This is a genomic window from Pseudomonas fluorescens, assembly GCF_001708445.1.
Taxonomy (GTDB): domain Bacteria; phylum Pseudomonadota; class Gammaproteobacteria; order Pseudomonadales; family Pseudomonadaceae; genus Aquipseudomonas; species Aquipseudomonas gorinensis.
In genome coordinates this window covers 951,273-965,122 of record NZ_CP015637.1, presented here as the reverse complement: position 1 = coordinate 965,122, position 13,850 = coordinate 951,273, and the positions used below count along the sequence as shown (strand labels likewise).

Below are 13,850 nucleotides of genomic sequence, written 5' to 3'. Positions count from 1 at the left end.
TCAGATCCAGCCACCCGCCTGCAACACAAAAATCCCGATATTCGTGGTCACTGCCGCCATCAAGGTAGTGATCACGATAATCGCCGCCGCCAGCTCATGATTGCCCTCGGCCGCCCTCGCCATCACGAAGCTCGCCGCAGCGGTCGGCGCACCGAAGTACAGGAACAGAATCCCTAATTCCGGCCCACGGAACCCCAGCAGCCAGGCGCCCAGCGTGGCGACTACCGGCAGCCACACCATTTTCATCAAGCTTGCGCTCAGCGCCATATTGCCGCTCTTGCGCAACGCCGCCAGGGACAAGGTGCCGCCAATGCAGATCAAGGCCAGCGGCAAGGTGGTGTCCGCCAGGTACTGCATGGATCTTTCCAGCCAGCCTGGCAGGCCAATCTGGAAATAGGCGAACGGCGCGGCCACGATCACGCTGATGATCAGCGGGTTGGCCACCACACTCTTGAAGATGCTCCACGGGTCGGACTTGATCACTGGGCTGTACACCGCCAACACAATGGTCGACAAGGTGTTGTAGAACAGGATGACCAGTGCGGCGAGGATTGCCCCCAGGGAAATACCGTAGTCGCCGTACATGCTGGCGGCCAGCGCCAGGCCGATCACCCCATTGTTGCCGCGAAACGCCCCCTGGGTGTAGATGCCCCGGTCTTCGCGCGCGCAGCGAAAAATCGCCCAGCCCCAGGCCAGGGCAAAACTCAGCAGAGTGGCGACGGCAAAGTAGATCAGCAAACCCGGCTTGAGCGCCGAATGCAGGTCGGCGTGCAGGATGCCGAGAAACAGCAGCGCAGGCATGGTGACGTTGAACACCAGGGACGAAGCCGTGTGGATAAAGTTGTCGTTGATCCAGTTGATGCGCTTGAGCAGCACCCCCAGGAACAGCATGGCGAATACCGGCGCGGTGATGGTGAGGGTGGTGAGGAAAATTGCCAGCATAAGAACGGGCCTTGGAACCTGTGTTCAGGAAAGGCTCATGATAAGCCAGCTCAGGCCCGCGCATGAGGTTTGATTGAAATCGTCCCTACCTAGAAAGGTAACGTTGCCTACAACACACAAAGATTTTGCAACTCCGCGTTGTTCCCGCTTCGGCACAAGCTAACGCCTTCTTCGTTACGAAAGTCGTGAGGCAAGGAAACAACCAATGCGGCAAAACGTGAACCACCTTTACAACGTATATCTCAGAACCTGGGACCAAGACGACATCGAGGGTTACGCTGAACTCCTCGGTGATCCGCAGACCATGCAATACATATCGGCAGGAACCACGCGCAACCGAGACACGGCCGCTGCAGAAATCGCACGTTTCCAGCAGGAAATAGCCCAGCAAGGCTGGTCACGCTGGGCCGTAAGCCTGGGCCTGGATTCGCCCTTCATCGGTTATGCCGGGTTTGCCGAAAAAGAATACGGCATCAACTTCGGCAACCGTTTTCTCAAAAAATACTGGGGCAGCCCCTATCCCTTCACGGCTATTCATCTGGCCTTGGAGCATGGTTTCCTGAAACTGGGCTTTGATCAGATCTACACCCTGACCAACATCAAGCATCACCGCGCCCTGGAGATGAACCGCGCCTTTCTGCATTTGCCGGAAATCAGCGGGACTGTCATGGAAACACCCTTCGGCCCGCATTTGAAAGTCGACCTGACCCGTGAACGGTTCATGGAAATAAGCCCATTGAATCGCGCACGTATCGACCGATTCTCCCGCCGCCTGACCCGCAGCCACGCTCCGGCTTGATGACGCCCCCTGCCTTTCAGAGAGACCCGACCTTGCCCAATGAAAAAAACACCTGCCACTCCCCTTCAGTTGCCGACCTATGCACCGCTCAGGTCTGGAAGGGTCGCGCCCTGTGGCGCTGGCTTTACCTGCCGCTGGGCTGCGCACTTGTCTTGAACCGTCTGCAGGCCGTGGTGTTTATCAGCTTGATCGCCTGGCCTTTACCCGTAGCGGCCAAACAACTCATGTACCGCGTACTGTTGTTCATCCTGGGCGTGAAAATCACATGCAAAATGTCCCCGAAACAAGTCGCGGCGCATACCGATGGTTGCATCGTCGCCGCCAACCACATCAGTGTATTCGATCATTTTCCAGTGCTGGCCATGCCCTCAGCGACCATCATGGTAGCCAACTCCGACAGCCCCCTCGGTGCCGCAACCGCTTTCCTGCTCTTCAAATGTTCCGGTGGCACGTTCTGGAAAGTCAGCGACAAGAAAATGCTCGCCAGACGCATCCGCGAATTTCGTCGCAGGCCCAGCGGCACTGCGCTCTACACCACACCCGAGACGACCATCAACAATGGCCATGGTCTGTTCCGGTTCCGCCCGGAAATGCTCAATCGCGGGCTGCCCGTGGTACCGCTGGCCCTGCGCTTGAATGTGCCGTTCGGCTTGACCGCCAACCCGCTGCACGCCTCAGGCCTGATGAAGTTCCTGCGTCTTCTGGCAATGCCGCGCATTGAGTTCGAGATGAGCTACCTGGCGCCACAAGTGCGCACGGCACATCAGAGCGATCAAGCGTTTGCCGATCAGATTCAGCAAAGCATCGCCGAACATTTAGCCATTGCCGCCTGTCACTGGACCCGGGACGACAAATACACCTACCGCAGCACTGACAAACGAGCAACGCGATGAGCATGGGCAACGACGTCGACATCATCTTTGATTTCGATTACACCTTGGTCGACCACGAAAGCACGGTGGAAGTGCTTAAAGCCGCTCTCCACGACCATCCGGACAGTGCCGAGCGGCTTGACCGGATCGCGCGAATTGCCCCCAAAGCATTGAGCGGCAAAGCAAGTATCGGAGAATTGTTGAAGCTGATGAGCGTGGCAACCCATGTGCGTGCCCATCACATCGACCAGTATGTGGAAAAGGCCATTCGCAGCATCCCGGCCGTATTGCTGGAAACCCTTGGCCGGCTGCGAGAAGACGGTGTAGGGCTGCATATCATTTCCGGCGGCTACACGGAGTGGATCGTACCCACGGCCCGTGAATGGGGTATCGCCCACCAAAATGTGGCGGCCAACCAGTTCTTGTGGGCGGGCAAACGCGTCCTGCTCACGCGCCCTTCTCCGCTGCTCAGCTCGTCGAAGGGCAAGTCGGAGATTGTCCGTCGATGGCGTGCCGCTGGCAGGCTGAAAGGCCGAACGCTCATCGTGGGCGATGGGGCGTCCGACTTCCAGGTCTACAAGAACGGCTGCGTGGACGGTTTCGTCTGCGCGGACTACTTTATCGAGCAGCCACTGACGCAATTGCCCGACAATGTCTTGCGCGCCAGCGAACCCGCTCAGGTCTACGCACACATCCAAACAGTACTGGGCAACCTCCAACGCCCGCCAACCTACTCTAGGTAATCGGTGCCGGGTTGAACAACGTGATGTCGTTATGCAGCTTGTGCTGCTCCGCCCACGTTTGCTTCTTACCGCTGGCCACGTCCAGATAAAAGTGGAACAACTCCCAGCCCAATTCCTCGATGGTCGCGCGCCCGGTGGCAATGCGTCCGGCGTCGATGTCGATCAGATCCGGCCAGCGCTGCGCCAACTCCGTACGGGTCGAGACCTTCACGACCGGTGCCATGGCCAGCCCGTAAGGGGTACCGCGCCCTGTAGTGAACACATGCAGGTTCATCCCTGCCGCGAGCTGCAAGGTGCCGCACACAAAGTCACTGGCCGGCGTCGCGCAAAAGATCAGGCCCTTGCTTTTGAAGCGCTCGCCCGGCCCCAGCACGCCGTTGATCGCACTGCTGCCGGACTTGACGATGGAGCCCAGGGACTTCTCGACAATGTTCGACAACCCGCCCTTCTTGTTCCCCGGCGTGGTGTTGGCACTGCGATCCGCCTCGCCCTTGGCCAGGTAACGGTCATACCAGTCCATTTCCCGGACCAGTTCCTCGGCGACAGCCTTGGTTTCGGCGCGTGAAGTCAGCAAATAAATCGCATCGCGCACTTCAGTGACTTCGGAAAACATCACCGTCGCCCCCGCCCGCAGCAACAAGTCCGAGGCGTAGCCCAGCGCCGGGTTGGCGGTGATCCCGGAAAACGCATCGCTGCCGCCGCACTGCATGCCCAGGATCAGCTCGGACGCCGGCACGGTTTCCCGACGGCGCTGGTCGAGCTTCTTCAGGCGGACTTCGGCCAGTTCCATGATCTGCTCGATCATCTCGGTAAAGCCGTGGCTGGAATCCTGCAACCGATACAACCACGGCTCGCTCAAATCGACCGAGCTATCGTTGTCGTGCATCACCTGCCCGGCCTGCAATTTCTCGCAGCCCAGGCTGATGACCAGGGCTTCGCCGCCCAGGTTCGGGTTGCGCGCCAGATTGCGCACAGTGCGGATCGGGATGTAGGCATCCGTCGCGGTGATCGCGACCCCACAGCCGTAGCTGTGAGTCAGCGCCACCACGTCATCGACATGGGGATACTTGGGCAGCAACTCATCCTTGATGCGTTTGACCGCATGGTCCAGTACCCCGGTGACACACTGCACCGTGGTGGTGATACCCAGGATATTGCGTGTGCCGACCGTGCCGTCGGCATTGCGATACCCCTCGAATGTGAACCCTTCCAGCGGCGCCTGGGCCTGCGGCACCTCGGTGGACAGCGGTAAGCTGTCCAAGGGCGGTGCGGTGGGCATGCGCAGTTGATCTTCCTGCACCCAACTGCCACGGGGAATCGGCGCCAGGGCATAACCGATGGTCTGGCCGTAGCGAATAATCTGACCGCCTTCGGGGATGTCTTCCAGGGTCACTTTGTGGCTCTGGGGGATGAAATCCACGGTCACCAGGCCGTCCGGGAACTCGGTCCCGGCCGGTACGCCCTGGTCGTTGACCACGATCACTACATTGTCGCGCGCGTGCAGGCGAATGGAGCGCGGCGAGTCGGCATGTTCAATCAACTGCATCACGGGGCCTCTCAGGAATGCGCTTCGGTTAGGTTGGTCAACTCAGGCCCCTTGCTTGGCGGCTCTTTGAGTACGACACGCTTGATCGGGCCGACGATGACCAGATAGCTGAACACCGCCACCAGCGCATTGGCGCCGACGAACACCAGTGCCCATTTGAACGAGCCGGTGGTGCTGATGATGTAGCCGATGACAATCGGCGTGGTGATCGAGGCCAGGTTACCGAAGGTGTTGAACAGGCCGCCACTGAGGCCGGCGATTTGTTTCGGCGAGGTGTCGGACACCACCGCCCAGCCCAGTGCGCCAACGCCTTTACCGAAGAAGGCCAAGGCCATGAAGCCCACCACCATCCACTCGATGTCGACGTAGTTGCAGGCCACGATGCTGCTGGAAATCAGCAAGCCGCCAATGATCGGCGCCTTGCGGGCGAAGGTCAGCGAATGACCCTTGCGCAACAGGTAGTCGGATATCACCCCGCCCAGCACGCCCCCGATAAACCCACAGATCGCCGGCAGCGAAGCAATGAACCCAGCCTTGAGGATGGTCATGCCACGGTCCTGCACCAGGTACACCGGGAACCAGGTCAGGAAGAAGTAGGTGATGCCGTTGATGCAGTACTGGCCCAGGTAAACCCCGAGCATCATGCGGTTGGTCAGCAGCTGGCGGATGTAATCCCACTTCGGACCATCGGTTTTCTTGCCCTTGCCCTTGTCCTGGTCCATATCGACCATCGCACCATTGGCCGCGATGTGATTGAACTCGGCTTCGTTGATCATCGGGTGTTGGCGCGGGCTGTGGATAATCTTCAGCCAGACCAGCGAGAAAACAATGCCGATCACGCCCATCACGATAAACACGTGCTGCCAGCCGAAGCTGTAGACGATCCAGCCCATCAGCGGCGCAAACAGCACCGTGGCGAAGTATTGCGCCGAGTTGAAGATCGCCGAGGCCGTGCCGCGTTCGGCCGTGGGGAACCAGGCAGCCACAATGCGCGCGTTACCTGGGAAGGACGGCGCTTCGGCCAGGCCCACCATAAAGCGCAGCATGAACAGCGCGACGACGGCGGTGGAGATACCGAACTCACCGACATAGCCTTGCAGCACGGTGAACAGCGACCAGGTGAAGATGCTCAGGGCATAGACTTTTTTCGAGCCGAAACGATCGAGCAGCCAGCCGCCGGGGATTTGCCCGGCCACGTAGGCCCAACCGAATGCAGAAAAGATATAACCGAGGGTGACCGCGTCGATACCGAGGTCTTTTTGCAGGCTGGAGCCGGCAATGGCGATGGTGGCCCGGTCGGCGTAGTTGATCGTGGTCACCAGGAACAGCATGAGCAGGATCAAATAGCGGACATGGGTTGGCTTGGTCGCTTGCATGTAGATGTACTCCCACTAATTATTTTTTTTGCGGGTAATAGTTATGTGTGCTTGGATGCCGTCCCCTGTAGGAGCGAGCTTGCTCGCGAAAAATGTCAACGAATACGCGGGCATTCGGGATGCACGCGGAGCCCTTGGGTTTTTCGCGAGCAAGCTCGCTCCTACAGAAAGACAGCCCCCCTCCTGACAGGGGGATGTTGCGTATTACGAACCGATGTAGCTGGTTTTCACCACGGTGTAGAACTCTTGCGCATAGCGACCTTGCTCACGCGAACCGTAGGATGAGCCCTTACGGCCACCAAATGGAACGTGATAGTCCACACCGGCGGTCGGCAGGTTGACCATCACCATCCCGGCCTGGGAATGACGTTTGAAATGGTTGGCGTATTTCAACGACGTGGTGGCAATACCCGCCGACAGACCGAACTCGGTGTCGTTGGCCATGGCCAGCGCCGCCTCGTAGTCCGCTACGCGCACCACGTTGGCCACCGGGCCGAAGATCTCTTCACGGCTGATACGCATGGCGGCTTCGCTGTCGGCAAACAGGGTCGGCGCCAGGTAGTAGCCTTCGGTGTCGCAGGTCACCAGGCCGCCACCGCTCACCAGCCGCGCGCCTTCGCTTTGGCCGATATCGATGTACTTCATGTCCTGGTCCAACTGGGCCTGGGAAACCACCGGGCCGATGTCGGTACCGCTTTTCAGGGCGTGCCCCACCCGGATCGACTTCATGCGCTCGGCCATGGCTGCAACGAACTGGTCATGGATGCCGGCCGTGACAATCAAGCGGCTGGAGGCGGTGCAACGCTGGCCAGTGGAGTAGAACGCGCTCTGTACCGACAGCTCGACGGCCTGCTTGAGGTCGGCGTCATCAAGGATGATCTGCGGGTTCTTGCCGCCCATTTCCAACTGCACCTTGGCCTGGCGCGATACACAGCTGACCGCGATCTGACGGCCCACACCGACGGAACCGGTGAAGCTGATGCCATCGACTTTCGGGCTGTTGACCAACACATCGCCGACCACACGACCGCTGCCCATCACCAGGTTGAACACACCGGCGGGGAAGCCGGCGCGGGAGATGATTTCCGCCAGGGCCCAGGCGCAGCCCGGTACCAGTTCGGCCGGCTTGATCACCACGCAGTTACCGTAGGCCAGGGCCGGGGCGATTTTCCATGCGGGGATGGCAATCGGGAAGTTCCACGGGGTGATCAGGCCGACCACACCAAGGGCTTCGCGCGTCACTTCCACGTTGACGCCCGGGCGCACCGACGGCACGTAGTCACCGGACAAACGCAGGCATTCGCCAGCAAAGAACTTGAAGATGTTACCGGCGCGGGTCACTTCGCCGATGGCTTCAGGCAGGGTCTTGCCCTCTTCCCGGGCCAGCAGGGTGCCAAGTTCTTCGCGGCGGGCAAGGATTTCGCTGCCGACTTTATCCAGGGCGTCGTGCCGCGCCTGGATACCGGAGGTGGACCACGCAGGGAATGCAGCGCGGGCCGCATCAATGGCGGCGTTGACCTGGGCAACATCAGCCTTGGCGTATTCGCCAATCACATCGGACAACTCCGACGGGTTGATATTGGTGCAATAGTCAGCACCGGCTACCCATTCACCGTTGATGTAGTTTTCAAAACGTTTGGCTTGGGACACGAATCTTCTCCTGACGCAAAAGGCCGCTGATTGCTCAGCGGCCTTATAGATAAGTTATTGCGGGCCTTGCTTGTCGATCAGCGCGGCCAGGGCTTCGTATTCTTCCGGCAGCAGGTCGGTCAGCGGGGTGCGCACCGGGCCGGCGTCGTAGCCGACGATCCTGGCACCCGCCTTGACGATGCTCACGGCGTAGCCGGCCTTGCGGTTACGGATGTCCAGGTACGGCAGGAAGAAGTCGTCGATGATCTTGCCGACAGTGGCGTGATCGTCACGGGCGATGGCGTGGTAGAAATCCATCGCGGTTTTCGGGATGAAGTTGAACACCGCCGAGGAGTACACCGGCACCCCCAGGGCCTTGTAGGCAGCGGCGTAAACCTCTGCGGTCGGCAGGCCGCCGAGGTAGCTGAAACGATCACCGAGACGACGGCGGATCGACACCATCAACTCGATGTCACCCAAGCCATCCTTGTAGCCGATCAGGTTCGGGCAGCGCTCGGCCAGACGTTCCAGCAAGGGCGCGGTCAGGCGGCAGACGTTGCGGTTGTAGACCACCACGCCGATTTTCACCGATTTGCACACGGCTTCAACGTGGGCGGCAACCCCGTCCTGGCTGGCTTCGGTGAGGTAGTGCGGCAGCAGCAGCAGGCCTTTGGCACCCAGGCGTTCAGCTTCCTGAGCGTATTCAATGGCCTGGCGGGTGGCACCGCCGACACCGGCAAGGATCGGCACGCTGGTGGCGCAGGTATCAACGGCGGTCTTGATCACCTGGGAGTATTCGCTGGCAGCGAGGGAGAAAAACTCGCCGGTGCCGCCGGCCGCGAACAACGCAGTGGCGCCGTAGGGCGCCAGCCATTCCAGGCGCTTGATATAGCCCGCCTGGTGGAAGTCACCCTGGGCGTTGAAATCGGTCACGGGGAAAGACAGCAGACCGTGGGAGAGGATGGACTTCAGTTCTTGTGGATTCATTATTCGAACACCCTGGGCAAAGATTTTCTGGCGAAAGGTTGTTGTTGGTTCTGTTGATGTCGTACGTCATCGTACAACTATAAAATAATTCGTCAACTGTAATTCATCGATCGTGCTTGCACAGGGTGCTGAGGCTCACCTTCTTGACGTAGGAATTTTTTCCTCTATTCTCCGGATGGCTGTATATACATACAGTTATTAAGGAAGATTCCTACGGCATAGCAAGGAGCTAACATGTCAGGTCTTGAACTCGCAGCACCCACCAAAAACCCGCCTACCCTGCGCTTCGAAGGTGGCGAACACACCGCCATCGGCGATGACACCCTGTTGCGCTTCGTCAAGGACGCCCCGGCGATTCCCGCGCGACAAGTCGAGCTGCACCTGCCCAACGGCCTGGCGCTGACCTACGGCCAAGTGATCGCACTGGGCGGTGACTTTTATGGGGTTCCCGGCCAGCCCATCAGCGATGGCGCCTCGACAGCCGAACGCGTGCAACGCTTCATCGCCGCCTTCAACTCCCTGGCGGTTTTGCCCGCCTCACGGGAAGAAGCTCACAAGATCCTCGCGGTGATGCAAAAGGAGATAAACGCGGTCAACCAGGCAATCAAGGATGGCAAGCAAGCCCATGAAGCCTACGACGCCCTGGGTGATACGTTGTCGGAAGAGTGGAACCGCATCACCGGTGGTGGCAGCGCAGTGTCGGCATTGATCCCATTGGGCCGCTACCTGAAGTTGGCGGCGGACAATGCCGACCACTTTGGCGAATGGGCGCTGTCAGCGTACCTGGCCGGGCATACGGCAGCCCTGCAACAGGCCGTTGTCGCCCATCAAACCGGCACCGACCAGGCACTGGAACTGGCCTATGCCATGAACAGTTTTGCTGATCACTTCTTGACCGACCTGTTCTCCGCAGGCCACTTGCGGGTCCCGCGTAAACAATTGGCAGCGGTGGTGACACCTGGCGAACTGGGCTCGCTGATCAGCCGTTTCATGCATGACGAAGACAGCAAGTTCGGGCTCAACGTGCGCAACGCCCTGGGTGATCAGTGGCACGCGTATGGCGACAAACGCTACTTCGACGCCATCGACGCGGATAACCGGACGCAAGTCAAACGTGCGGTGCAGGCTTCAGCCGATGAAATCTTCGAGACCTTTATCAGCGGCGTAGCGCCCTCCCCGGCCAACTTCAAGGCTCCGCTGCATGTGCCAGATTTGAACGCGGCGCAAAATCCGGCGAACAACTTCTCGCCACTGTTCAAGATGGAGGGGGACAAGGTACTGCGGCGCAAGGACGTGAATGACCTGAACGACAAGCACTGGACCAATGATTGGTGGGGGTGGAGTACGTATTTGTTGCTTAAGGACTACAAGCCGAATACGCCAGCTTGAAGAATACCGTTTGTCGACACTGGGATTTCTAACAGTTCCGGACAATGTCGTTGCAGTGGATAAGTTTGCTCAGGGGCCAGAAACCCGGCCCCTGAATTGACCCGGCCACCGCTGTGACAACCACGGAGATTTCATCATGACGAATCCAGTCCCCGGCCTGAACATTCGTATCACAGGGCCCTTTGACCAAGCAGAGGTTAACCTTTCCACATTCACAGGGCCGCTCGTGGTCAGCATTCCAAACGATGCCGAGCTCTTTCCGAAGGGCAAGGTGTACGTGATCCTGGGCCCGAATTCGGACGCGCCAGCTTGGGAGGGAGCCCAAATCGACGCAGGTGAATGGCAAAAGGACACGGAACAATATCAACGGCGTTCGAACCTGAAACTCGAGGTGCCAAAACAGGATTTATTGCGCTTCAAGAACCAAACCACGCTGCTACGCTATAAAGCCCAGAGTGAGTCCAACATGCAGATCATCTCTGAGCCGATTTCGCTGACCATCACCACATAGCTCAACCCCGCTGCGCCTCCGCCGCTTCATGGGCATGGCGCGGCCGCTCCCGGTGTTGGTCAAATTTCGACGCCATCGACGCGGATACCCCTCGGCGCACAGCAGCAGATAAATCGGCACACGGAGCCTGCCGTTTGTCAGAACTGTGATTTCTCACAGTATCTCTGCGCTCGGATTGAGCCCCCAATACGTGGAAACCCATCAATACGCAGAGGTATCCATGGACAGCAAATACCAGGTCATCTTCCCCGCAAACCTGAAAATTCCAAGGAGAGAGGTCTCGTTTGATCGCTTCATCAATATAGGTGATTGGCTTGAATTCGCGCTTCTACCCAACGTTGTGTTCATAGTCGTACACAAGAAATACATCATCACCGAAGAAGACAAAATCAATGATATCGAATTACACGTAGACGTCATTCAGCCTTGATTTATCCCCGCTGCGCCTCCGCTTCTTCATGGGCATGGCGCAGCCGCTCCCGGCTGTTGGTCAAATGCAAGCGCATGGCCGCCCGCGCCGCATCCGAATCCTGGCGGGCAATCGCTTCATAGATCTCTTCGTGCTCGCGGCTCAGGCGGCTCATGTAGTGCTGCTGGTCATCATGGGCCAGGCGCGCCGAATTCAGGCGGGTACGCGGAATGATGCTGGTGCCCAGGTGAGTCATGATATCGGTGAAGTAGCGGTTGCCGGTGGACAGGGCAATTTCCAGGTGGAATGCGAAGTCGGAGGCCACCGCATCGCCGGCGTGGGCCGCACTCTCATTCAGCGCGTCGAGGGCTGCACGCATGGCCGCCAGCTGTTCATCACTGCGGCGTAACGCAGCCAGGCCTGCCGACTCCACTTCCAGGCTGATCCGCAACTCCAGGATCGCCAGCACATCACGCAGGGTCACGACCGTGGCCGGATCAATGCGAAAACCGCTCGGGCTTGGGGTGTCCAGCACAAAGGTGCCGATACCGTGGCGGGTTTCGACCTGCCCCGCCGCCTGCAGGCGCGAGATGGCTTCGCGCACCACGGTGCGGCTGACGCCATGGGCCTCCATGATCGCCGACTCGGTGGGCAATTTGTCACCACGCTTGAGCTGGCCGTCGCGGATTTGCTCGGACAACACCGTGACCAATTCCTGGGCAAGGCTGCGGCGCTTGCGGGGAAGACGAGGGGCGGTGTTGGCATTTTGCATATCGGGTCATCTTTGTGGGTGAACTGAGAAAGCATCATAGCCCATGGCGGTTGTACGATCACCGTTCCTGGCATGACTTTCATCAAACCCTGCGCGCTCGATAATAGATTTAGCTATTTGTGTCCTGGGGATTAGTGCAAAAACGTCTCGACGAGCTGTCATTTCTCACAGCAGACGCCGCCTCCGATACCGCGCAGAGTTAAACCTGTTTTGATCAACAGGAGACCCGTCATGAAATGCAAACTTCTCTACTGCACCGTTCTCCTGAGCCTGCTGACGAACTTCGCTACCGGGGCCCCGTCGCCCCTGCGTAATGGCGGCGGCGAAGACATCATCCTGCAAGGCTTTCACTGGAACTCCAGTCGCAACACACCTGAAAAGTGGTACCAAGTGCTTGCCCGAATGGCCCCCGTTATCGGCCAGGACGGTTTCACCAAGATCTGGTTACCGCCCGTGTGGGTGGATAAGTCCAGCTGGAGCGATCCGGCCAAAGGTACTTCGGGCGGAGGTGAAGGCTACTACTGGAACGATTTCGATAAAAACAGCGCGTACGGCACCGACGCTGAACTCAAGCAAGCTGCCACGGCCCTGACGAGAGCCGGCGTGCAGGTTATGTATGACGTGGTGCCGAATCACATGAACGACAAGATTCCCGGCGTGATGGTGCGCTTCCCCCGGGGCTACAAACTGTGGCGCAATGACTGCACGCCCCCCAGCGATTGCGATGAAGGCGATCCATTCGAGGACGGTGCGGCGGACCTCAATACCGCCAGCCCAGAGGTTTCACCACGCTTCATGCAGGAGTTTCGCAACCTGCGGGACAATTACAGCGCCCACGACTTGCGCTTCGACTATGGACGCGGTTACTCGCCTGAGCGGGTCGACCTGTGGATGAAAAACTTCAACGACCAGGCGTTCTGTGTCGGCGAGTTCTGGAAGAGCCCCGGCGAGTTCCCCGCCAGCGACTGGCGCAGCAAGGCCAGTTGGCAGGACGCACTCAAGGATTGGTCGGATCGCTCGCACTGCGCCGTGTTCGATTTCGCCCTCAAGGAGCGCATGCAAAACGGCAGCATCGCCGAATGGCGCCACGGCCTCAACGGCAACCCCGTCAAGTCTTGGCGCGAAATCGCCGTTACATTCGTAGACAATCACGATACCGGTTATTCGCCGGGGCAATATGGTGGTCAACATCATTGGCCTTTGCCCGATCCGATGATTAACCTCGCGTACGCCTACATCCTCCTAGCCCCCGGAATACCCGTTGTGTACTGGCCCGCCATGTATGACTGGGGGCGTGGCAACCTGATCCGCACGCTCATAGCCCTGCGCAAGAGTGCCGGCATCAGGGCCGACTCACCGATCAGTTTCCAGACCCAATATTCCGGCCTGGTGGCCGCCACCAATGGCACTCAACAGCGGATACTGATGGCCTTGGACTCCGACTTGAACAAAGTCCCCGACGACTTCACCCCCGTTATGAATGCCGACGGGCAACGCATCCGCATTTGGAAAACCGCCACGACGGCACAGGATGTCCCCCTCACGCTGCATTGCGACAACGCTCAGCCAGGGAACAGGCAAGCGGTCTACGCCGTCGGTTCACCGCTGGAACTGAGCGCATGGGACCCTGCTCATGCGATCCCCCTGCAACCCAGCACCCCTAATCGATGGAGCGGCATCGTAACGCTACCGGCGCAGCAGGCCATCGAGTGGAAATGTGTGATCCGCAGCCTCGACAACATCAATCAGGTTGACTGGCAAGCCGACCCCAATAACCGTGCCTCGCCAGGCACTCAAACCGAAAGCGTGGGGCACTTTTGATCGTCCAAAAAAATGCCTCGGCCAAAGCCGAGGCATTCCCCTATTCGCCTGCTG

The 13,850-nt window shown here is 59.1% G+C and carries 13 protein-coding genes; 7 read left to right on the top strand and 6 right to left on the bottom strand.

Features of this window, described 5'->3' with window-relative positions:
• Complete coding sequence (locus A7317_RS04220) at nt 1-942, bottom strand: AEC family transporter (RefSeq protein WP_069075255.1); 942 nt, start codon at nt 940-942, stop codon at nt 1-3.
• Nucleotides 943-1,147: 205 nt separating this feature from the next.
• Between A7317_RS04220 and A7317_RS04215 the strand changes: the two genes are divergently transcribed.
• The 3 genes from A7317_RS04215 to A7317_RS04205 are packed head-to-tail and all read left to right on the top strand — an operon-like array spanning nt 1,148 to nt 3,356.
• Nucleotides 1,148-1,741, top strand: coding sequence for a GNAT family N-acetyltransferase (locus A7317_RS04215; RefSeq protein WP_069075254.1), 594 nt, complete (start codon nt 1,148-1,150; stop codon nt 1,739-1,741).
• A gap of 32 nt (nt 1,742-1,773) precedes the next feature.
• Entirely contained in the window at nt 1,774-2,634 is an 861-nt protein-coding gene (locus A7317_RS04210) for a hypothetical protein (RefSeq protein ID WP_024073443.1), read from the top strand.
• Entirely contained in the window at nt 2,631-3,356 is a 726-nt protein-coding gene (locus A7317_RS04205) for an HAD family hydrolase (protein ID WP_081329148.1), read from the top strand. The genes A7317_RS04210 and A7317_RS04205 overlap by 4 nt, the downstream gene beginning before the upstream one ends.
• Here A7317_RS04205 and garD read toward each other — a convergent pair.
• The 4 genes from garD to kdgD all read right to left on the bottom strand — a co-directional run bounded on the left by garD (nt 3,349) and on the right by kdgD (nt 8,894).
• Entirely contained in the window at nt 3,349-4,902 is a 1,554-nt protein-coding gene (gene garD, locus A7317_RS04200) for a galactarate dehydratase (RefSeq protein ID WP_041160840.1), read from the bottom strand. The two genes, A7317_RS04205 and garD, sit on opposite strands and share 8 nt — an antisense overlap.
• An 11-nt stretch (nt 4,903-4,913) precedes the next feature.
• Nucleotides 4,914-6,278, bottom strand: coding sequence for an MFS transporter (locus A7317_RS04195; protein WP_069075253.1), 1,365 nt, complete (start codon nt 6,276-6,278; stop codon nt 4,914-4,916).
• 204 nt (nt 6,279-6,482) lie between these two features.
• The gene (locus tag A7317_RS04190) at nt 6,483-7,928 is read right to left on the bottom strand and encodes an aldehyde dehydrogenase family protein (RefSeq protein WP_069075252.1); all 1,446 of its coding nucleotides are present in this window, start codon (nt 7,926-7,928) and stop codon (nt 6,483-6,485) included.
• Between the two features lie 54 nt (nt 7,929-7,982).
• Nucleotides 7,983-8,894, bottom strand: a complete 912-nt coding sequence (gene kdgD, locus A7317_RS04185) for a 5-dehydro-4-deoxyglucarate dehydratase (protein WP_024073438.1) — start codon at nt 8,892-8,894, stop codon at nt 7,983-7,985.
• Between the two features lie 234 nt (nt 8,895-9,128).
• On the opposite strand from kdgD, the gene A7317_RS04180 reads away from it, so the two are divergent.
• From A7317_RS04180 to A7317_RS04170, 3 genes are all read left to right on the top strand, one after another.
• Nucleotides 9,129-10,283 carry a phospholipase gene (locus tag A7317_RS04180; protein WP_069075251.1) on the top strand — a complete coding sequence of 385 codons (1,155 nt, stop codon included), beginning with the start codon at nt 9,129-9,131 and terminating at the stop codon, nt 10,281-10,283.
• A gap of 136 nt (nt 10,284-10,419) precedes the next feature.
• The gene (locus tag A7317_RS04175) at nt 10,420-10,794 is read left to right on the top strand and encodes a hypothetical protein (protein WP_024073436.1); all 375 of its coding nucleotides are present in this window, start codon (nt 10,420-10,422) and stop codon (nt 10,792-10,794) included.
• A 220-nt stretch (nt 10,795-11,014) separates the two neighbouring features.
• Nucleotides 11,015-11,224 carry a hypothetical protein gene (locus A7317_RS04170; protein WP_024073435.1) on the top strand — a complete coding sequence of 70 codons (210 nt, stop codon included), beginning with the start codon at nt 11,015-11,017 and terminating at the stop codon, nt 11,222-11,224.
• Nucleotide 11,225: 1 nt separating this feature from the next.
• Here A7317_RS04170 and A7317_RS04165 read toward each other — a convergent pair whose 3' ends face one another.
• Nucleotides 11,226-11,975 (bottom strand): FadR/GntR family transcriptional regulator, encoded by a 750-nt coding sequence (locus tag A7317_RS04165; RefSeq protein ID WP_024073434.1) that lies wholly within the window; start codon nt 11,973-11,975, stop codon nt 11,226-11,228.
• Nucleotides 11,976-12,206: 231 nt separating this feature from the next.
• On the opposite strand from A7317_RS04165, the gene A7317_RS04160 reads away from it, so the two are divergent.
• Nucleotides 12,207-13,796 (top strand): glucan 1,4-alpha-maltotetraohydrolase domain-containing protein, encoded by a 1,590-nt coding sequence (locus A7317_RS04160; RefSeq protein WP_069075250.1) that lies wholly within the window; start codon nt 12,207-12,209, stop codon nt 13,794-13,796.
• The last annotated feature ends 54 nt before the right edge of the window (nt 13,797-13,850 follow it).

What these genes read in the sequence shown, in the direction of transcription:
- A7317_RS04220 (WP_069075255.1), bottom strand. Translation starts at nt 942, where the DNA reads ATGCTGGCAATTTTCCTCACCACCCTCACCATCACCGCGCCGGTATTC.
- A7317_RS04215 (WP_069075254.1), top strand. Translation starts at nt 1,148, where the DNA reads ATGCGGCAAAACGTGAACCACCTTTACAACGTATATCTCAGAACCTGG.
- A7317_RS04205 (WP_081329148.1), top strand. Translation starts at nt 2,631, where the DNA reads ATGAGCATGGGCAACGACGTCGACATCATCTTTGATTTCGATTACACC.
- garD (WP_041160840.1), bottom strand. Translation starts at nt 4,902, where the DNA reads ATGCAGTTGATTGAACATGCCGACTCGCCGCGCTCCATTCGCCTGCAC.
- A7317_RS04195 (WP_069075253.1), bottom strand. Translation starts at nt 6,278, where the DNA reads ATGCAAGCGACCAAGCCAACCCATGTCCGCTATTTGATCCTGCTCATG.
- kdgD (WP_024073438.1), bottom strand. Translation starts at nt 8,894, where the DNA reads ATGAATCCACAAGAACTGAAGTCCATCCTCTCCCACGGTCTGCTGTCT.
- A7317_RS04180 (WP_069075251.1), top strand. Translation starts at nt 9,129, where the DNA reads ATGTCAGGTCTTGAACTCGCAGCACCCACCAAAAACCCGCCTACCCTG.
- A7317_RS04175 (WP_024073436.1), top strand. Translation starts at nt 10,420, where the DNA reads ATGACGAATCCAGTCCCCGGCCTGAACATTCGTATCACAGGGCCCTTT.
- A7317_RS04170 (WP_024073435.1), top strand. Translation starts at nt 11,015, where the DNA reads ATGGACAGCAAATACCAGGTCATCTTCCCCGCAAACCTGAAAATTCCA.
- A7317_RS04165 (WP_024073434.1), bottom strand. Translation starts at nt 11,975, where the DNA reads ATGCAAAATGCCAACACCGCCCCTCGTCTTCCCCGCAAGCGCCGCAGC.
- A7317_RS04160 (WP_069075250.1), top strand. Translation starts at nt 12,207, where the DNA reads ATGAAATGCAAACTTCTCTACTGCACCGTTCTCCTGAGCCTGCTGACG.